Source organism: Bacillus sp. WP8 (assembly GCF_000800825.1).
Classification (GTDB): Bacteria; Bacillota; Bacilli; order Bacillales; family Bacillaceae; genus Bacillus; species Bacillus safensis.
This window is the reverse complement of record NZ_CP010075.1, coordinates 2013897-2032699: the sequence shown is the minus strand read 5'-3', so window position 1 is coordinate 2032699 and position 18803 is coordinate 2013897. Positions and strand designations below refer to the sequence as shown.

Sequence of the window (18803 nt, the reverse complement as noted above, 5' to 3'; positions counted from 1 at the left end):
GAGTGGATTCCTGATGAACATTGCTTTAATCGCTCACGATAAGAAAAAAAGTGACATGATACAGTTTGCCACCGCGTACCGTGATATTTTGGCAGATCATACACTTTACGCAACAGGGACAACAGGTTTGAGAGTGAAAGAAGCGACGGGGCTTCCCATTCATCGTTTCCAGTCAGGACCACTTGGGGGAGATCAGCAGATCGGTGCTTTAATTGCTGATAATGCAATGGATCTTGTGCTCTTTTTTAGAGACCCACTAACTGCGCAGCCGCATGAACCGGATGTATCTGCACTCATCCGGCTTTGCGATGTGTATACCATTCCATTAGCCACCAATATGGGAACCGCTGAAATTTTAGTCAGGAATTTAAATAAAGGTACGTTTGATTTTCGAGATGTAGCAAAAAACGGAGGAACAAATGAAACGACTTGATATCCTTGCATTCGGTGCCCATAGCGATGATGTAGAGATCGGAATGGGCGGAACGATTGCAAAATACGTGAAAAAAGGGGCGCGCGTCGGAATTTGCGACTTGACCCAGGCCGAATTATCTTCAAATGGATCGGTAGAGAGCCGCAAAGAAGAAGCAAAAGCCGCCGCCGCTATTTTAGGTGTCAGAGCGAGAATCCAGCTTACACTGCCAGATAGAGGGCTGTATCTAAATGACGAAGCGATGAAGGAAATTGCGGGCGTGATTCGAACTTACAAACCGAAACTGATTTTCGCTCCGTACCACCAAGATCGGCATCCAGATCATGGCCATGCGGGCTCACTTGTAGAAGAGGCCGCTTTTTCTGCAGGCATACATAAATTTGAAGATTCATACAAGCAGCCAGCGCATAAAATAAGCCAAATGTATTATTACATGATTAATGGGCACCATCGTCCAGATTTTGTGATCGATATTTCTGAGGAAATGCACCAAAAAATTGATAGTTTGCATGCGTATAAAAGTCAATTTGTTAAATCGGCAAATTCAGTAGAAACACCTCTTGTGAACGGTTATATTGATTTTGTCAAAATGAGAGAGTCTATGTATGGAAGAGAAGTCAACAAAGCTTATGCAGAAGGGTTTATCACAAAGAAACCACTTTTGATGGACGATGACTTACTTGGGGGGTAATTATGAAAAAACTGAAGGTCGGAATTACATGTTATCCAAGTGTCGGCGGATCGGGCATTATAGCCACGGAGCTTGGAAAACGTTTAGCTGAAAAAGGGCACGATGTTCATTTCATTACCTCTAGCATTCCGTTTAGGCTTAATAAAGTATATCCGAATATTTATTTTCATGAGGTGGATGTGAATCAATATGCTGTTTTTCAATATCCACCTTATGACCTTGCGCTGGCAAGTAAATTGGCAGAAGTCGCAAAACGAGAAAAGCTTGATATTATTCATGCGCATTATGCAGTCCCGCACGCTGTCTGTGCGTTTCTAGCCAAACAAATGACTGGACACTCTGTGAAAGTCGTTACGACGCTTCACGGAACGGATATTACGGTTTTAGGCTATGATCCATCATTAAAGGAAGTCATTCGGTTCGCCATCGAATCATCGGATCGTGTGACGGCGGTGTCGCATTCATTAGCTGCGCAGACGTACGATCTCATCAAACCAGATAAAAAGATTGATACGATTCATAATTTTGTTGATGAACGGGTGTATTTGCGTGAAGATCACGATTTGCTAAAGACACATTATGGTCTTTTACCGAACGAAAAGGTTATCATCCATGTATCAAACTTTCGAAAAGTGAAACGGGTGCATGATGTGATTCATGTGTTTCAAAAGATTTCTGAACAGGTGCAGGCAAAGCTGCTACTCATTGGTGATGGTCCTGAAAAATCGGTCGTATGCGAACTTGTGAAAAAACTGGGACTGACAGACCGCGTGTTGTTTTTAGGCAAGCAAGAGAAGGTTGAGGAGCTTTATTCAATAAGTGATTTGAAGCTGCTTCTTTCAGAGAAGGAGAGCTTTGGGCTTGTGCTTCTTGAAGCAATGGCGTGCGGTGTCCCTTGTATCGGAACGGATGTCGGAGGTATTCCAGAGGTCATTACACATGGAGAAACAGGGTTTCTTGTCCCGCTCGGCGATATAGACGGAGCAGCAAAGCACGCAGTGTCTCTGCTAAAAGACGAAGCGCTTCATGAAAAAGTGTCAGCGGCAGCTCAGTCTAGTGTTCAGGCTCATTTCTCCTCTGAAAAGATTGTGAGTGAATATGAAAAGCTTTACCTAGAATTGATCGAAGGTGATGTTGAAGATGAATGAACCATTCACACATGCGATCCCTATATTACATACACTGCACGAACATGGGCATCAGGCTTACTTTGTCGGCGGAGCGGTGAGAGATGTTCTATTAGGACGAGAAATCGGCGATATCGATATTGCGACAGATGCAACACCTGATAAGGTTGAGTCCTTATTTGAAAAAACAGTAGATGTCGGTAAGGAGCATGGCACTGTCATTGTGTTACATGAGGGTGTCAGCTATGAGGTCACGACATTTCGAACGGAATCAGAATATGAAGATTTTCGCAGACCGAAAGAAGTGGCGTTTATCAAGTCGCTTAAGGAAGATCTTTTAAGAAGAGATTTAACGATTAATGCGATGGCTATGGATATAAACGGGGAAATCATTGATCATGTAGGTGGTAAACAGGATATTAAGCGGAAACGAATTCAAACCGTCGGAGATCCTGCGTGCCGCTTTCAAGAAGATGCGCTTCGTATGATGAGAGCTGTCCGTTTTTTAAGCCAGCTTGGCTTTGAGCTGGCAGATGAGACGGCTGAAGCAATGAAAAAAGATAAACATCTGCTTGCCAACATATCGGTTGAGCGCAAAAAGATTGAAATGGAGAAGCTTTTAAAAGGCCGTCATTGTGAGCAGGCCATTCAAGTGCTCATCTCAACTAAGTTATATGAAGAATTACCAGGTCTCAAAGAGGATCGTCTCCACGAATCCTTTCAATCCTTTCCATATTACTTGCTGGATGGACTAGAAGAGGTATGGGGGGCTTGTATCCATTTGCTTGGCCTAGATGAAGCGGAGGCTGTTGTCTTCTTAAAAGAATGGAAGCTGTCAACGAAGCTTTTGAAAGACGCAATAGCTATTAGTAAATACGTTGATTGTGACTGGGATGCGGAAAACATGTTTGAAGCTGGTGAACACGTGCTCTTATCTAGTTTGAAGATCACGCAGCTAAAACATGAACGCCGCATTTTCTTTGATGAGCTGGAGGCAGCGAAGCGTTCTTATGATGCACTGCCGATTAAAAAGCTCCAAGACCTCGCTGTTTCAGGAAAAGATTTAATGGCCTTTCGGCAAAAGACGTCTGGGAAATGGATTGCAGAAGAGCTTCATTTTGTGAAAAAAGCTGTTTTGCAAAACCGTTTAGAAAACCGAAAAGAAGCCATAGAGGAGTGGCTTAAAGCATGCGATCCGCAATTAGAAAACGATTAATTGAACTATTTACAGCATCCAGCCAGGATTTTGTTTCAAGTCAGCAAATTTGTGATGAGCTTGGCTGCTCCCGAACGGCTGTATGGAAGCATATGGAGGATTTGCGAAAAGAGGGGTATGAGGTAGAAGCGGTCAGAAGAAAAGGATACCGTCTGCTTCGTAAACCGGACAAAATTAGTGAGGACGAAATTCTGTTTGGTCTTGAAACAGAGAGTTTCGGCAGGCATATTTACTTTCAGAAAGAAGTCGCTTCAACTCAGCTGATTGCCCATGATCTTGTAAATGAAGGTGCGCCCCACGGCACGATCGTTGTCAGCGATCACCAGACAGACGGAAAAGGACGCCTTCAAAGAACGTGGCATTCACCAAATGGGACAGGCATTTGGATGAGTCTCATTCTCCGGCCTGAGATCCCGCTCTATAAAGCGCCGCAAATGACGCTTTTGGCATCTGTAGCCATCGCAGAAGCGATTGCGCAGCAAACAGGACTCGCTCCATCTATAAAATGGCCAAACGATATTTTGTTGAATGGGAAAAAGGTCGTTGGCATTTTGACTGAATTAAAAGCAGAAGCCGACCAGGTTCATGCGGTCATTATTGGACCGGGCATTAATGTGAACCAAACAGCTGATGACTTCCCGGATGAACTAAAGGATGTCGCTACAAGTCTGCAAATGGAACTGAATGAAAAAGTGGATCGGGCTGCACTCATACAACAGATCATGTCCACCTTTGAAAAAAGATATGATGAATATATGCAGCAAGGATTTGCGCCGATTAAACAATTATGGGAATCGTTTGCGATGACGATCGGTCAACATATTGTTGCCCGCACCGTTAATGGGCAATATACGGGGAAGGCGCTTGGAATCAATGAAGAAGGTGTTTTATTGCTTGAAACGGAGGACGGTATCCAAAAAATCTACTCGGCAGACATTGAGATCAAGTCAACTTGAGTGGAACACCCGGCGCATTTTTGATATACTTCGTGTGGGCAGTATCTGCAAAGAACTGTACCTGTTAGGAAGAAAAATTTGATAAATTTCTGCCTTGATCCTAAGGGACTTGGACAGAGGGATGATTCGCCGCACATGAAAAATCAAAGCATGTGATGTGAGGCAAGCCATTTCCTCTCCAGAATGAGGAGGAACAAATGAAGACAAAGCTAGATTTTTTCAAAATGAAAGAACAAAATGAACCTATTGTGATGCTGACTGCATACGACTATCCAGCTGCAAAGCAAGCGGAAAAAGCGGAAGTCGACATGATCTTAGTTGGTGATTCACTTGGGATGGTTGTACTTGGACTAGATTCCACAGTTCAAGTCACGATGGATGATATGATCCATCACACCAAAGCAGTGAAAAGAGGCGCAAAAGACACATTTGTTGTGACTGATATGCCATTTATGTCTTACCATTATTCGTTAGAAGAAACAATGAAAAATGCAGCACGCATCATGCAAGAAAGCGGTGCCGATGCCTTAAAGCTAGAAGGCGGAGATGGAGTATTTGAATCCATTCAAGCTCTAACAAGAGGCGGCATTCCTGTCGTCAGTCATTTAGGCCTCACACCTCAATCTGTTGGTGTACTTGGCGGGTATAAGGTGCAAGGAAAAGACCACGAAAGTGCTCAAAAATTGATTGAAGACAGCTTGAAATGTGAGGAAGCTGGTGCAATCGCACTTGTGCTGGAATGCGTACCTGGCGAACTGACAAAACGAATTACCGGCATGCTGAAGATTCCTGTGATCGGAATTGGTGCAGGAGCTGAGGCAGACGGACAAGTTCTTGTTTACCATGATGTGGTAGGATACGGGGTGTCTAGAACACCTAAGTTTGTGAAACAATACGCGCAAATTGATACTGTTTTAGAAGAAGCGCTCATTCAATATACAAAAGAAGTAAAAGCACGCACATTTCCAGAGGACATGCACACGTTTCATATCAAAGAAGAAGTCCTTGATGGCTTATATGGGGGAATCAAAAAATGAACGTTGTCACCCATATTCACGAGCTAAAAGAATTAATCAAGCAGCATCAAGATAAGCAGCATTCCATCGGTTTTGTTCCAACGATGGGCTTTCTTCATGAAGGACATCTGACGCTTGCGAGGGAAGCAAGAGGACAAAATGACATTGTCGTAATGAGTATTTTTGTCAATCCTTTGCAATTTGGACCAAATGAAGACTTTGAATCCTATCCAAGGGATATAGAAAGAGACCAGCGTCTTGCAGAAGCAGCAGGAGTGGACATTTTATTTACACCTGATGTGAAGGAAATGTACCAAAATGAACCATCTATTACGATGACGGTTCAAAAGCGGACGGATGTCTTATGCGGAAAAAAACGTCCAGGACATTTTGACGGCGTTGTCACTGTGCTTACAAAGCTGTTTCATCTTGTGTCACCAACAAATGTCTACTTTGGTCTAAAGGATGCACAGCAAGTCGCTGTGATCGATGCGATGATCAAGGATTTCTTCTTTGATCTTCACCTTGTATCTGTACCAACAGTCAGAGAAGAAGACGGTTTAGCGAAAAGCTCAAGGAATGTGTACTTGTCAGAAAAAGAAAGACAAGAAGCACCTGCTTTATACCGCGCATTAACAAAAGGACGGTCAGCTGTTGAAAAAGGTGAACGTGATGTCAGCCGTGTGTATCAGCTGATTGAAGAGGAACTTGTTCAGACGAGCGGGGAAATTGATTATATTGAGATCTACTCATATCCAGAACTTGAGCCGCTTGAACAGTTAGCAGGTCAAGTCATTATGGCGATTGCGGTGAAATTTTCACGGGCAAGACTGATTGATAATGTGATTTTCCATGTTCCTGAAAGCGGTGAAAAACATGTATAGAACCTTTATGACATCTAAGCTTCATAAAGCGACGGTAACAGAAGCAAACTTACATTATGTAGGAAGTATTACAATTGACGAAGATTTACTTGATGCGGCAGGTATGATGGCAAATGAGAAAGTACAAATTGTCAATAATCATAATGGCGCGAGACTTGAAACATATATTATTCCTGGCGAAAGAAAGAGCGGTGTCATTTGTCTAAATGGGGCGGCGGCGAGATTGGTTCAGCCAGGGGATGAAGTCATTATTATCGCTTATGGGATGCTGTCAGAAGAAGAAGCAAAGACACATACACCAAAAGTGGTCGTGTTAAATAAACAAAATCAAATTGAACAAATGATTGGGCAAGAGCCTGCTAGAACGATTTTATAACGCAAGTTCCGTAGAAACAGAACAGTTTCAGGAAGAGAAGCTGTTCTGTTTCATCTATTTTGTCCAGAGCGTGTTTCACTTCAGGGTGAAACGAGGAATTGAGGTGTCCATTTTATGACCGATCAAAGGTTTGTTGTCGTTGATATTGAAACCACCGGGAATTCACCTAAAAAAGGTGATAAAATCATTCAAATAGCTGCGGTGGTCATTGAAAATGGACAAATTGTCGAACGGTATTCAAAATATGTGAACCCGGGAAAAGCAATCCCTGGATTTATTGAACAGCTGACAGGCATTCAGCAGCACATGGTTGACGATGCGGTGTTTTTTGAGGACATTGCCCAAGAGGTGTATGATCTCATACAGGGTGCTTATTTTGTTGCGCACAATGTTCATTTTGATTTGAATTTTTTAAATGATGAACTAAAAGCATGCGGGAAAAATGAGCTGGATGTGCTAGCAATTGATACAGTTGAGATTTCTAGAATTCTTTATCCTGAGCTTGAAGGTTATAAGCTCACTGAATTAAGTGAAGAGCTCATGCTTCCACATGACCACCCGCATAGGGCGGATAGTGATGCGGAAGTTACTGCCATGTTATTTTTAACTTTATTACATCAATTAAAACATACACCGCAAAATGTGCTGAAGCAGCTGCGCAGATTATCCCCTTATCTCCTAAGTGATATAGGACTCTTAATTAAGCAGCTTGAAACGAGTCATGCCAGCCTGGAAGATTCTTTGGTGGAAGTCGGCTCTTTTTCTGTAAAAGATGTCCCCAATCCTATCAGTAGGGCGACACATTCAGTAGGTGAAGATGATGAACAGCTGTTTGAGGAAATTAAAAAGAAGCTGCCGCAAACGGTAGAAGGCTATGAAGTAAGAGAAGGCCAGCTTACGATGATGAATAAAGTGAGAGACGTGTTTCATGAACGAGCCTATGCATTAATTGAAGCGGCACCAGGTATTGGGAAAACGCTCGCTTACCTCATCCCAGCCGCTCTAGAAGCGAGGAAATCAGGAAAACCTGTCATTATTAGTACTTATTCCATCCTGTTGCAGCAGCAAATGTTTCAGCGCGATGTGCCGATGTTGAATCAACTGCTCCCGTTTGAGCCTGCTGCCTGTGTCTTTAAAGGCCGCGCGCATTATATTTGTTTAGATAAGTTTGAGCATGTGCTTCATGAGGAAGATGATAACTATGATGTGGTCTTAACGAAGGCGCAAATTTTAATGTGGCTCCTTGTAACGGAAACAGGTGATTTATCTGAACTGAATTTACCGTCAGGAGCCGCCAATATAAAAGACCGCATTTCCTGTGTACATATGCCGTTTACATCAAAAAAGCGCCGTTTTAAAGAGTATTGCTTTTATGAGCGCGCCAAAAAAAGAGCAAAAACAGCTGATTTAATTTTAACGAATCATCGTCTGCTTTTATCACAAACGGAGGCATCGTCTATCTTTCAGCATGCTGACGTATATGTGATAGACGAAGCCCATCAATTTGAGAAAACAGCCAATGAAACACTAGGGGATAGTGCGTCTTATATCCAGCTTCATGCGAAATTAACGCAGCTTGGCTCCTTGCAAGGCGGACTGTTAAAGAAACTGAAAAAGAGATTTCATCATGCAGGGTTACAGACGGACACATTTATTGAAATGGATGAGTATCTGAATCAGCTTCAAATGGAAAGTGATGCTTTCTTTAGCACCGTTCATTCATTTGTGAAAAGGACAAAACCAAAAGCCGACATCAATCGTCTCATTCATAGAGTACGTCATCATTCAAAGCATGCTCAGTGGAAACGGATTAAAGAAACGGCAAGTAAACTTTGTTCCTTGTTAATTGCTTGTGAGAAGCTGTATGAGCAGCAAAAAAACGAGCTTCTTCAAAAAAGTGAACAGCTGATAGAACACTTTGCCTTTGAAGCAGAGGAATACGACCAAGTCATGTCGTTTATGCATACTTTTTGCAGTACGCTTTACCGGTTTATCTTTGAACCGAAAAACGATGAAACGGTTTGGATTGAAATTGATGCAAAGGGCGCCAAAAACGCTGTCTTTATGCATGCACAGCCGTTAGATACTGGGGAGCTTTTGGCTGATCGTTTCTTTATGAACAAAAAGAGTGTCGTCCTTACATCAGGGACGCTTACGATCAATCACCGCTTTGATTATTGCTTGGAACGGTTTGGCCTGCAAGATTTTTACCCTCATCTTGTGCAAATTGATTCACCTTTCGAACTTGAAAAACAGCTCAAGGTCATTGTTCCGGCAGACATGCCGCCGATTACAAATCGTGATGAACGAGATTATGTAAAGCAAGCTGCGCAATATATTAAGATTATGGAAAAGCAGCAGCATGCAAAAATATTGGTTTTGTTTAATTCACATGAGATGTTAAAAGCAGTCTATGAAGAGCTAAAAACAGAAGGGATGCAGTCCGCCCTTTTTGCTCAAGGTCTGACAGGCGGAAGCCCCGTAAAATTAACGAAAATGTTCAAATTAGCAAAACAAGCTATTTTACTTGGTACGGGTAGCTTTTGGGAAGGTGTTGATTTTCCAGGCTCAGAGCTGACTACAGTCATCATGGCACGTCTTCCGTTCCGGCCGCCTGATTCTCCGCTCATTGAAGCAAAATGTGATGCAGCTAAAAAACAAGGGAAGAATCCATTTAAAGCCGTCGCTTTACCAGAAGCTGTGTTAACCTTTAAGCAAGGAGCTGGACGCTTGCTGCGCTCTGAAAAAGACATTGGCACATTGCTGATTTTAGACCGCCGAGTGAAAACCGCTTCATATGGAAAACTATTTTTAGAATCACTCCCTCATGCGCCAGTTCACGAGATGTCAAAAGAGTCACTCGAGGCGTATATAGAAAACCTTAACAACGAAAAGCCGCTGTCATAAGCGGCCTTTAGCTGGTGTGGGTTTGGAGTTAATTTATCGTAACGGTTTTTGTGTTCCGTTGTAAAAATAGTATCGGTTCCCGTGCAGAAAAGTATGACTAACAATATTTACGTACCGAGGAGGAATTAGAAGTGGAAAGTAAAATAGAGGTACTTTCAACTGTTCAAATTAAGCATTCAGAAGACCTATACAAAATCGTTGATGTATTGAACAGAACGCTTAAAAGAGAAGATCTCATGTTTGGATTAGCATTAGATCAAGAAGATCAAAATCAAGCGGTATTCACGATATATCGCACATAGGGGAAGCTTGACATGAAAAAAATAGTCTGGATTATTTCATCTGTAGTGGCTCTCGTTCTGCTCATTGGCATCATCAGCTTTACGTGGATTTATCAAATTGCCATGGGACAAAGAGAACAAGGGCATGAAGCCGCGATCGAACGAGCAAAAGAACAAGCAAACATCGTACAAGTGGAGCAAGTGGAAACCTTTGTCGGGAAAGAAAAGCAATTTATTGTTGAAGGGAAAAACAAACAGAATGAAACGACCTACGTTTGGGTTCCTGCCAGCAAAAAAGAAAAAGTGATCGCAAAAAAAGCAAAAGAAGGCATTACCTCGAATCAAGCAGTACAAGCCGTTCAAAAGGAGAACACGGTCTCTAAGCTAAAAGAAGTCAAATTAGCGAGAGAAGGTGACGTACTCCTTTGGGAAGTGACGTACTTAAATGAGAACAATCAATATAGCTTCAGCTATGTCGACTTTTCGACAGGACGTGTGGAAAAAAATTTAACACCGTAGTTTCTCCTGTCTTGCGTTGACCATGCTGATTTAGAACGGTTATAATAAAATGTATGAAAAAAGATTCACACCTGACAAATAGGTGAGTTTCTTTCTGGCTTTGGAGGGAATTATGTTGAAAACAACAATTAATCAAGTGTTCAAACACGTCGATCAAGAAGTAACCATCGGCGCATGGATTGCCAATAAACGTTCAAGCGGAAAAATTGCATTTTTGCAGTTGCGTGACGGGACAGGCTTTATTCAAGGAGTCGTAGTAAAAGCAGAAGTGGAAGAGGAAGTCTTTAAGCTTGCGAAATCAGTCACACAAGAAACATCTGTCTATGTGACAGGTCAAGTGACAAAAGATGAGCGTTCACCACTAGGTTTTGAATTACAAGTGAAATCCATTGAAGTGATTCATGAAGCGACAGATTACCCAATTACACCGAAAGAGCATGGAACAGAATTCTTAATGGATCACCGTCATTTATGGCTTCGTTCAAAAAAACAGCATGCCATTATGAAAATCCGTAACGAAATTATTCGTGCTACATATGAATATTTCCATCAAGAGGGTTTCGTGAAAGTAGATCCGCCAATTTTAACTGGAAGTGCACCTGAGGGCACAACGGAACTGTTTGCTACGAAATATTTTGATGAAGATGCTTACCTTTCTCAAAGTGGTCAGCTTTACATGGAAGCTGCAGCAATGGCACTCGGAAAAGTATTCTCATTTGGTCCAACATTTAGAGCAGAAAAATCTAAAACAAAACGTCATTTAATTGAGTTTTGGATGATCGAGCCTGAGATGGCTTTTGTCGAATTCAATGAAAACCTTGAGTATCAAGAAAATTATGTGTCTCATGTTGTTCAAAGTGTACTTGAAAACTGTAAAGTGGAGCTGCATACACTAGGTCGTGATACAGCGAAATTAGAAAACATCAAAGCACCATTCCCGCGCATCACTTACGATGAAGCGATTAAATTCTTGCAGGAAAAAGGCTTTGATGATATCGAATGGGGAGATGATTTCGGAGCGCCTCACGAAACAGCGATCGCCGAAAGCTATGATAAACCAGTGTTTATCACTCATTACCCAACATCATTAAAACCGTTCTATATGCAGCCAGCACCGGATCGTGAAGATGTTGTCCTTTGTGCAGACTTGATTGCACCAGAAGGCTACGGAGAGATTATTGGTGGTTCTGAGCGTGTTCATGATTTAGAGCTTCTTGAAGCAAGATTGAAAGAACATGGGCTTGATCAGGAAACTTACAAATGGTATACAGAATTAAGACAATACGGTTCTGTACCGCATTCAGGTTTTGGTCTTGGACTTGAACGTACAGTTGCTTGGATTAGTGGAGCGCCTCATGTGCGTGAAACCATTCCTTTCCCAAGATTATTAAACCGTTTATACCCTTAAGACGTGAAAGCCTCCAACAAATGGAGGCTTTTTCAAACGTCTTTTTAGGGAGGCACGTGAAATAAAACGTGATATACTTAAAATGAAGAGGTGTATCCGATGAATAGGCAGCAATTTATTAATATGCAGCAAATGGGGGCGACATGTTTGCCTAATTTGCTGATTGCTCATTATGAGCAGTTAGGACTGAATGAATCACAGATGATGGTCATGCTCAAGATTAAAATGAATGAAGAACAAGGTGTTTTCTTTCAAACATTTGAAGAGCTTTCTCATGGAATGACCATATCAGCGGAAGAGTGCGCGTATATGGTGCAGCATCTGATTCAAAAAGGATTTATCTCAATTCAGCCATTTGAAGACAGGTCTGGTATTCAGCATGACCGTTACTCAGTAGAACCTTTATGGGGCGTGCTGTATGACTTTTTAGAAACAAAACAGGCGAAAGAAGTTCAAAAACAACATGTGCAGGCAGAAAAATCTTTATATGCTTTATTTGAAGATGAATTCGGCAGACCGCTGTCACCTCTTGAAGGAGAAACACTTTCGATCTGGATGGATCAAGACCATCATGATGCTGAGATGATTCGGCTAGCGCTAAGAGAAGCCGTTTTATCAGGGAAATTAAATTTCCGTTATATTGATCGAATTTTATTTGAGTGGAAAAAGAAAGGGCTGAAAACAGCGGAAGAAGCAAAAGAGCATAGCCAGCATTTCCGTTCTCAGCAGAAAACGCCACCTTCAAAAGAAGAGGCGGGTACTTATAAACGACAAGTTCCTTTTTATAATTGGCTGGAACAATAACCAATAAAGGAGAAGGCATGTTATCAAAAAAACAAATCAATGAGTGTTTAGATATTATAGGAGATATGTTTCCAGAGGCGGAGTGTGAGCTTGTTCATGCCAATCCATTTGAGCTTGTGATTGCTGTTGCGCTCTCCGCTCAGTGTACAGACGTGCTTGTAAACAAAGTCACCAAAACGTTATTTCAAAAATATAAAACACCAGAAGACTATTTAAGTGTACCGCTTGAAGAACTGCAGCAAGATATTCGCTCGATTGGTCTTTATCGAAATAAGGCTAAAAACATTCAAAAGTTGAGCAAAATGCTGATTGAAGAATATGGCGGTGAAGTACCAAAGGACCGGGATGAGCTTGTCAAGCTTCCTGGGGTTGGCCGGAAAACAGCAAATGTCGTCGTTTCAGTCGCTTTTGGGGTACCGGCAATAGCAGTAGATACACATGTAGAACGAGTCAGCAAGCGTCTAGGCATCTGCCGCTGGAAGGATTCTGTGCTTGAAGTAGAGCAAACCTTGATGAAAAAGGTGCCAAAAGAAGATTGGTCTGTGACGCATCACCGCCTGATCTTTTTTGGGAGATATCATTGTAAGGCGCAGCGGCCGCAGTGCGAATCGTGTCCGCTTCTTGATATGTGCAGGGAAGGGCAGAAGAGGCTGAAAAAAGGACTGGTGAAGCTGGCATGAGCGGGGCAGCTGTTTTCACCTCATATGTCGAAAAGCTAAAAGAGAAAAAGGTAGAGATTAAAGGTGATCGAGTAGATATACTGAGAGCCAACCCGCTCGCATATGATCTATCTTCGGAACCTTTAACAGACGAGCTTCCATGGCAGGAAACAGAAGAATTTGTTCCTGTCATGTTCGAACTGTGGAACGAATTAAAAGAAAAAATGCTTCCTCGTTTCCAAACAAGGAAATCCCGCTGTGAAGAAGATGATATGCTGCAAGGAATCATCAGTATGATTGCGATGTTTTACTGGATCAAAGGGGAGAGTGTCCAAACGTTTGAATGGGAACTTATCAAGCAAGAGACATTTCCTGTTGCTCCGATTAATTGGACGGAACGTTTAGAGTTCATTTTGTTAAAACCTACTCAATATCACTGCTTTATTCAATTGGACGAGCTATACTCGGAATTAAAAAAGCAGTATGGAAAATATGAAGCACTTAAGAAAATCAGACAGCAGCGTTAAAAAAAGCACTTGCCTCCTATGGCAAGTGCTTTTTCATTATTCATCTTCTTTACGAGAATTTGATGGCGAATTGGAACTTTGAGAGTTGGCTTTCGCATCATCTTTCTTTTTATCTTTATGATCAGTTTGTGAGTTGCTGTTCCCATTTGTACTGTCTGAGCCATCATCTGAAGAACCATTATTTCCGTTTTCGGTATTTCCGCCTTGGTCTTTATCCTTATCTTGATCTTTTTTGTCATCAGGCTTTTGCTCATCAGTGCCAGGGGGCTGATTTTTGTTATCGTCTGTTTGGTCTGTCTGCTCGTCGTCAGGCTGCTGCGGTTCTTCTTCTTCTTTATTCTCATCATCCGCTTTTTCTTCTTCATCAGCGTCATCCTTAATGGTGAGGAAGGTAGAAGCCGCTTTACTTGTGACATCCTCTACAGTGGCTGTCACTTGGAATTTATATGTGGAGCCAGGCTTCACATCAGAGATGACCGCTTCTTTAGCAGAGCTGTTTTGAATCTCTTTATAGCCGCCATTATCAACCGCTTGCTTGACATTAAATGTAGCATCAGCGTCGTCAGAATAGCCCCAAGTCAGTGTAATGGATTTTTTCTCTTCATCATACACCGCTTTTAAGTCAGAAGGCTTATCGGCTTCTTTTTTCTCATATGTGTCAGACACTTTGGTTGGAACTGTTCCTTTAACAAAGTATTCTGTTGTCTTCTTGTCACTTGGTGTATTCGGTCCGGCTAATTTTGCTGGATCTGAACCTTTTTCAACCGTAGCTTCGACGACACTGTCTGGTTTTTCAAATGAGCCGCTTCCATCATCAATTTGAGAAATTAATCGCTGGAAGACGATTTTGGCAACACGCTGCTCGTATTCAGTCAGCCACATTTTACCGTCTGCATCTTTTGAATTACCGATTCCAGTCCATACGGCTGCTGTATATTGCGGCGTATAACCGACAAACCAAGAATCTTTCGCACCGCCAGAAGGGATATTGTATTTATTAATATCATCTTGTCTGAAGTTCGTTGTACCGGTTTTACCAGCTACTTGAACGTTCGGTACTTGTGCAAGTGTACCAGTTCCAGATTGAACAGCAGTTTTCAGCATGTCTGTGATCATAAATGCTGTGTAATCACTCATCGCTGCTTTCGAGTCCGGCGTAAGGTCAAGCTTTGTCCCGTCATTAAATTCAACAGATGTGACAGCGTGCGGTTCGTTATAGTATCCGTTATTACCGAATGCACTAAATGCTCCAGCCATTTTTAATGAAGACACACCATCTTCAAATCCACCAATTGAATAAGATTCTGGAATATCAGAAGGTAAGTCCATGCCTAAATTATTCGCAAATTGCGCGGCATTCGCTGAACCAGCTTCTTGGAATGCTTTGAGTGCAGGGATGTTACGTGATTGTGCCAAAGCACTTCTCATCGACATTTTCCCTAAATGTCTTCTATCAAAGTTGTTAATTGGTGTCCCATCTGAGTACGTATATGGTGCATCATCGATTTGCTGATATGTTGACCATTTTTTGTTTTCAATGACTGGGCCGTAATCTAAGATCGGTTTAATTGTGGACCCTGGCTGGCGTTTTGCATCTGTCGCATAGTTAAAGCCGCCGGCTGGTACATCACGTCCACCGCCAATGGCGCGTATTTCACCATTTTTCGTATCAAGCAGGGTAACGCCCGCCTGCATACCTTTCGTAAATCCAACTGAATCTCCATTGATGATATCATCTAGGTGATCCTGTGCTTTTCGATCAAGTGATGTATAGATTTTTAATCCATCAGTTGATGCATCCACTTTGGCTTTTTTCTGTACTTCTTCCATCACTTCTTCAATGTAGGCAGAGTACTTACTAGAGTTTTGGCTCTTATATTTACTAGCTGAAACAACTGTCTTGTTGACAGGGGTTGCTTTTGCAACATCATAATCTTTTTCAGAAATATAGCCTTGTTTTTTCATAAGGCTTAAAACGATATTACGGCGTTTTTCCGCTGCCTCTGGGTGTTTCACTGGGTTATAGGCAGAAGGACTCTGCGGCATACCTGCAAGAGTGGCAGCCTGTGCAACGGTTAGTTTATTTAAATCTGTGACTCCGAAAAATTGTTCAGCTGCTTTCCCAACACCATAAGCATAAGGAGAGAAGAAAATACGGTTTAAATACATTTCTAAAATTTCATCTTTAGAGTATTTTTGCTCAAGCTGAATCGAGAGCCATACTTCCTGTACTTTCCGTTTTAACGTCTTTTGATTGCTCAGGAGGGAGTTTTTCACAACCTGCTGTGTAATTGTACTTCCGCCTTCAGCGCCAAAGCCGTCCTCAACGTTTGCGACAAGGGCACCGCCAATACGGATTGGGTCAATCCCGTGGTGCTTATAAAAACGTGCATCTTCAGTCGCAATAAATGCGTCTTTTACCACATCGGGTATATCTTTTATCGAGACATACGTTCTTTTTTCTGCACCAACTTCTGCAAACACTTTCTTGTCTTTATCATAAAGTTTTGAAGAGTATGGTGTTTTAAGCTTACTATCATCAATAGAAGGAGCGCTTGATGCAAAAACGGCAAAAGTTGTGATTCCGGCAACTAAACAAAGTAGACCGATCACGAGTAAAGATAAAAATATTTTTTTAAATAGACCTGCTTTCTTTTTGCCTTTTTTGTTCTTTTGCTTCTTATTGTTTTCTTGACTTGCTTTACGTCGCTGCTCGCGACTTGTAAATTGATCAGACATCACATCTCAACCTTTCGTGTTAAACCTTTTTCGAACGTAATTGCTGCTTGCTTTCATCCGAAAAATGAAGTGTCTCCACTACTTTAATATAATCAATTCTTGGCGAATATCCAAGTGTCATTATGTGGCCAGCTTCCATTAATTCGTCTTTGCTAATGGATTTACGGCCGTTTTTCTTCTGCCGCTCCCAGAAGAAAAAGAGATCTGAAGCGGGCAAATAATAAACGGAGCCAAAAGCGGATATAATAACGAAACAAATGCCGCCTTGCTTTTCAACCTGTTTCATATGCTCAATTTGATGGTCGTGGAAATTTTTGAGCGGAAACGAGGTAGTGCTTTTGGTTTCCTTTGCTTCAAAATCGATATAGCGGCCTTTGTACACCCCGTTATAGTCTGTTGTGGAGGATTGTTTAAAATAGGCTTCTTTAATGACAGCAGCACTTCTTTTTGGATAATCCACATTCACAATTTGAACTGGGGTAGGCTTTTTATGAATGACTGCGATCCCGTTGACCAAATAATATTGGTTCGTTTCATTTAAATCAGCCTCAAGCGTCATCCCGCGGTTACTATAAGAGGATTCGCCGCTGATTCTTTTTTTTGTCCCAATTTGTTGAATGGGCTGATACGATTTTCCGTTTGGATACCGAATCATCAAGTTTCAGCCTCCTTTTAATGCATTTTGTATTGGAGAGATCACCATGTTGTCCCAAGAAGAGCACATCATCACTCAGCAAATTTTGCGTGAAACGAAAGCAAAAAATAAAGACAACCTGACGAGGACAAATGCTTACAAGCGGTTTTATGACCGGCATCCAGAGATGAAATGGTCGCTGCTCGCTTCCTTTGTCTCAAGAAATGCAGGGTGGTCCATGACAGATTTAAAGGGCGAACTCTTCCATCCAGGTTTAACGGATCAGCAGGGGCACCTTTTTTTCACAGCATATGAAAGAGCGAATTGGCTGATCTTTTCGGATGCTTATCCTCAGCTTCTTTTGTATGAATGGTCTAAGAGATGCAGTCAACCTTTGTTTCATCTGCTGCCTTATTTCTCCGTGTCTCGTTTTATGAGCGCTGAGTGGGAACATTTTTGGCTAAAGCGTGACACAGAGCGTCTGCTTTATGCACTCATCATAAATGAACAATATACTATACAATCTCCTATTATACAAAATCCTCTTCTGAAAAAGAATGTTTTTCACTCGATTCAATATCTTTTCAGCGAGTGGGGACATTTCCAAACCGTTGTTTTTCCAACGGTGGACGGGCATTTGTACGGCTTAACCATACGGAAGTTTTCCAATGTAAAGGAACGCATTACATTAGGTAAAAAACTAGCGAAACTATTATTTCGAGCCGATTTGTTTTCGGATTTTTATCATTTTTTGCATACCGTTCCGCATACTGGGTCTCGGTTTGATTTTGAGCCGTTTTTAGGGATCGCTAGAAGGTCAACACCTTTTCTTCGGACGGTTTATCCCGTGATGACACATTCATTAGACGATCAAAGGGAAGATTGGTTTCAAAAGAAATTGAGTCCATCTTTATTTGAGGCAGAGCCGTTGCCAAAGCAGATTGAGCTGACGGACTGGTATTTTCATAAAAAAAGACAGCTTCGTTTTCTTTTCTCATTAGAGCACTATTTTTTGCATAAATAAAAAGCAGGGGTTGCCTGCTTTTTTTTACGTAGATGGACGATTAGGACCGCCGAGCTTTTTATCAAGCTGATCTGTACTGTTTTCTTTCCCTTTTGGATTTTGCTCTTTTGGTGCTGGCTTCTTTTTCATGAAATCTACCTCCTTTTGTCCTTAGAATTTACACAATCGGACGCAATCATACAAAGAAGGACAAGCATCTGTCGAAAAGGAAGAAATAGCGCTTATCTACACTTAGATTGGCGATTTGCTTCTAGTTTTGTCATGTGTGAAGGAGGGTGAGAAAGAAAAGAGAATGTAACGAGAGACGATAAAGGAGGAATCTGATGATGAGCGAATTTGTATCAAAAGAATCCATTATGCAGTTGTTAGAGGAAATCGAGCGAAAAATTGATGCGGTGGAAGCAGAGCTGTCTCTTGCTGTGAATCAGACAAAACGTGCAGCAATAGAAGAGCAAGAACAAATCATTGACCGGCTTGAATCAGAAGTAAAGGACTGTGAAGTGAAGCTTCATGCAGCCGAGTATAAACTGGCGGCAAGACCGGCATATCACGCCGGATAGCTTTTCTATTTGAGCAATAGGTAAACGTTTGATAGGATGGTT

The 18803-nt window shown here is 41.8% G+C and carries 20 protein-coding genes; 17 read left to right on the top strand and 3 right to left on the bottom strand.

Going from position 1 to position 18803, the window contains the following annotated elements; genetic code table 11:
- Positions 1 to 13 precede the first annotated feature (13 nt).
- From mgsA to QR42_RS09970, 15 genes are all read left to right on the top strand, one after another.
- Positions 14 to 433 carry a methylglyoxal synthase gene (mgsA, locus tag QR42_RS10035; RefSeq protein WP_034280445.1) on the top strand — a complete coding sequence of 140 codons (420 nt, stop codon included), beginning with the start codon at positions 14 to 16 and terminating at the stop codon, positions 431 to 433.
- Positions 420 to 1124, top strand: a complete 705-nt coding sequence (gene bshB1, locus QR42_RS10030; protein ID WP_039179509.1) for a bacillithiol biosynthesis deacetylase BshB1 — start codon at positions 420 to 422, stop codon at positions 1122 to 1124. Before mgsA ends, bshB1 begins: the two co-directional genes overlap by 14 nt.
- Positions 1125 to 1126: 2 nt before the next feature.
- Complete coding sequence (bshA, locus tag QR42_RS10025; RefSeq protein WP_039179506.1) at positions 1127 to 2272, top strand: N-acetyl-alpha-D-glucosaminyl L-malate synthase BshA; 1146 nt, start codon at positions 1127 to 1129, stop codon at positions 2270 to 2272.
- Positions 2265 to 3467 carry a CCA tRNA nucleotidyltransferase gene (locus QR42_RS10020; protein WP_039179504.1) on the top strand — a complete coding sequence of 401 codons (1203 nt, stop codon included), beginning with the start codon at positions 2265 to 2267 and terminating at the stop codon, positions 3465 to 3467. Before bshA ends, QR42_RS10020 begins: the two co-directional genes overlap by 8 nt.
- Positions 3440 to 4423, top strand: a complete 984-nt coding sequence (locus tag QR42_RS10015; protein WP_039179501.1) for a biotin--[acetyl-CoA-carboxylase] ligase — start codon at positions 3440 to 3442, stop codon at positions 4421 to 4423. The genes QR42_RS10020 and QR42_RS10015 overlap by 28 nt, the downstream gene beginning before the upstream one ends.
- Before the next feature lie 197 nt (positions 4424 to 4620).
- Positions 4621 to 5460, top strand: a complete 840-nt coding sequence (gene panB / locus QR42_RS10010; protein ID WP_039179500.1) for a 3-methyl-2-oxobutanoate hydroxymethyltransferase — start codon at positions 4621 to 4623, stop codon at positions 5458 to 5460.
- A complete protein-coding gene (gene panC / locus QR42_RS10005; RefSeq protein ID WP_039179497.1) occupies positions 5457 to 6323 on the top strand; it encodes a pantoate--beta-alanine ligase in 867 nt (288 codons plus the stop codon). The genes panB and panC overlap by 4 nt, the downstream gene beginning before the upstream one ends.
- Entirely contained in the window at positions 6316 to 6699 is a 384-nt protein-coding gene (gene panD, locus QR42_RS10000) for an aspartate 1-decarboxylase (protein ID WP_024422780.1), read from the top strand. Before panC ends, panD begins: the two co-directional genes overlap by 8 nt.
- Before the next feature lie 114 nt (positions 6700 to 6813).
- Positions 6814 to 9606 (top strand): ATP-dependent DNA helicase DinG, encoded by a 2793-nt coding sequence (gene dinG / locus QR42_RS09995; protein ID WP_039179494.1) that lies wholly within the window; start codon positions 6814 to 6816, stop codon positions 9604 to 9606.
- 131 nt (positions 9607 to 9737) lie between these two features.
- Positions 9738 to 9908 (top strand): YpmA family protein, encoded by a 171-nt coding sequence (locus tag QR42_RS19020; protein ID WP_064497519.1) that lies wholly within the window; start codon positions 9738 to 9740, stop codon positions 9906 to 9908.
- Positions 9909 to 9920: 12 nt separating this feature from the next.
- Entirely contained in the window at positions 9921 to 10406 is a 486-nt protein-coding gene (tseB, locus tag QR42_RS09990; protein WP_039179489.1) for a cell wall elongation/penicillin-binding protein regulator TseB, read from the top strand.
- 115 nt (positions 10407 to 10521) lie between these two features.
- On the top strand, positions 10522 to 11814 hold the full coding sequence (gene asnS / locus QR42_RS09985) for an asparagine--tRNA ligase (RefSeq protein ID WP_087975939.1): 1293 nt from the start codon (positions 10522 to 10524) through the stop codon (positions 11812 to 11814).
- A 99-nt stretch (positions 11815 to 11913) separates the two neighbouring features.
- A complete protein-coding gene (locus QR42_RS09980; protein ID WP_039179485.1) occupies positions 11914 to 12618 on the top strand; it encodes a DnaD domain-containing protein in 705 nt (234 codons plus the stop codon).
- 17 nt (positions 12619 to 12635) lie between these two features.
- Entirely contained in the window at positions 12636 to 13298 is a 663-nt protein-coding gene (gene nth / locus QR42_RS09975; protein WP_024422776.1) for an endonuclease III, read from the top strand.
- Positions 13295 to 13804 carry a YpoC family protein gene (locus QR42_RS09970; RefSeq protein ID WP_039179482.1) on the top strand — a complete coding sequence of 170 codons (510 nt, stop codon included), beginning with the start codon at positions 13295 to 13297 and terminating at the stop codon, positions 13802 to 13804. Before nth ends, QR42_RS09970 begins: the two co-directional genes overlap by 4 nt.
- 36 nt (positions 13805 to 13840) lie before the next feature.
- Here the strand turns inward: QR42_RS09970 and QR42_RS09965 are convergent, their stop codons facing one another.
- Both QR42_RS09965 and recU read right to left on the bottom strand, forming a co-directional pair.
- On the bottom strand, positions 13841 to 16543 hold the full coding sequence (locus QR42_RS09965) for a PBP1A family penicillin-binding protein (protein WP_039179479.1): 2703 nt from the start codon (positions 16541 to 16543) through the stop codon (positions 13841 to 13843).
- Between the two features lie 19 nt (positions 16544 to 16562).
- The gene (gene recU / locus QR42_RS09960) at positions 16563 to 17198 is read right to left on the bottom strand and encodes a Holliday junction resolvase RecU (protein ID WP_034280474.1); all 636 of its coding nucleotides are present in this window, start codon (positions 17196 to 17198) and stop codon (positions 16563 to 16565) included.
- 46 nt (positions 17199 to 17244) lie between these two features.
- On the opposite strand from recU, the gene QR42_RS09955 reads away from it, so the two are divergent.
- Positions 17245 to 18201 (top strand): DUF2515 domain-containing protein, encoded by a 957-nt coding sequence (locus QR42_RS09955; RefSeq protein WP_039179474.1) that lies wholly within the window; start codon positions 17245 to 17247, stop codon positions 18199 to 18201.
- 24 nt (positions 18202 to 18225) lie between these two features.
- Here QR42_RS09955 and sspM read toward each other — a convergent pair whose 3' ends face one another.
- Complete coding sequence (gene sspM / locus QR42_RS09950) at positions 18226 to 18330, bottom strand: acid-soluble spore protein SspM (protein WP_039179471.1); 105 nt, start codon at positions 18328 to 18330, stop codon at positions 18226 to 18228.
- 197 nt (positions 18331 to 18527) lie between these two features.
- Between sspM and QR42_RS09945 the strand changes: the two genes are divergently transcribed.
- Positions 18528 to 18761 (top strand): DUF5446 family protein, encoded by a 234-nt coding sequence (locus QR42_RS09945; protein WP_224928722.1) that lies wholly within the window; start codon positions 18528 to 18530, stop codon positions 18759 to 18761.
- Positions 18762 to 18803: the final 42 nt, after the last annotated feature.

Bases quoted from the DNA above. Each gene is read 5' to 3' on its own strand.
- panD (WP_024422780.1), top strand. From the start codon at position 6,316: ATGTATAGAACCTTTATGACATCTAAGCTTCATAAAGCGACGGTAACA.
- QR42_RS09945 (WP_224928722.1), top strand. From the start codon at position 18,528: ATGAGCGAATTTGTATCAAAAGAATCCATTATGCAGTTGTTAGAGGAA.
- QR42_RS09955 (WP_039179474.1), top strand. From the start codon at position 17,245: ATGTTGTCCCAAGAAGAGCACATCATCACTCAGCAAATTTTGCGTGAA.
- sspM (WP_039179471.1), bottom strand. From the start codon at position 18,330: ATGAAAAAGAAGCCAGCACCAAAAGAGCAAAATCCAAAAGGGAAAGAA.
- QR42_RS09965 (WP_039179479.1), bottom strand. From the start codon at position 16,543: ATGTCTGATCAATTTACAAGTCGCGAGCAGCGACGTAAAGCAAGTCAA.
- bshB1 (WP_039179509.1), top strand. From the start codon at position 420: ATGAAACGACTTGATATCCTTGCATTCGGTGCCCATAGCGATGATGTA.
- recU (WP_034280474.1), bottom strand. From the start codon at position 17,198: ATGATTCGGTATCCAAACGGAAAATCGTATCAGCCCATTCAACAAATT.
- nth (WP_024422776.1), top strand. From the start codon at position 12,636: ATGTTATCAAAAAAACAAATCAATGAGTGTTTAGATATTATAGGAGAT.
- panC (WP_039179497.1), top strand. From the start codon at position 5,457: ATGAACGTTGTCACCCATATTCACGAGCTAAAAGAATTAATCAAGCAG.
- QR42_RS10015 (WP_039179501.1), top strand. From the start codon at position 3,440: ATGCGATCCGCAATTAGAAAACGATTAATTGAACTATTTACAGCATCC.
- mgsA (WP_034280445.1), top strand. From the start codon at position 14: ATGAACATTGCTTTAATCGCTCACGATAAGAAAAAAAGTGACATGATA.
- tseB (WP_039179489.1), top strand. From the start codon at position 9,921: ATGAAAAAAATAGTCTGGATTATTTCATCTGTAGTGGCTCTCGTTCTG.
- panB (WP_039179500.1), top strand. From the start codon at position 4,621: ATGAAGACAAAGCTAGATTTTTTCAAAATGAAAGAACAAAATGAACCT.
- QR42_RS09970 (WP_039179482.1), top strand. From the start codon at position 13,295: ATGAGCGGGGCAGCTGTTTTCACCTCATATGTCGAAAAGCTAAAAGAG.
- dinG (WP_039179494.1), top strand. From the start codon at position 6,814: ATGACCGATCAAAGGTTTGTTGTCGTTGATATTGAAACCACCGGGAAT.
- QR42_RS09980 (WP_039179485.1), top strand. From the start codon at position 11,914: ATGAATAGGCAGCAATTTATTAATATGCAGCAAATGGGGGCGACATGT.
- bshA (WP_039179506.1), top strand. From the start codon at position 1,127: ATGAAAAAACTGAAGGTCGGAATTACATGTTATCCAAGTGTCGGCGGA.
- QR42_RS10020 (WP_039179504.1), top strand. From the start codon at position 2,265: ATGAATGAACCATTCACACATGCGATCCCTATATTACATACACTGCAC.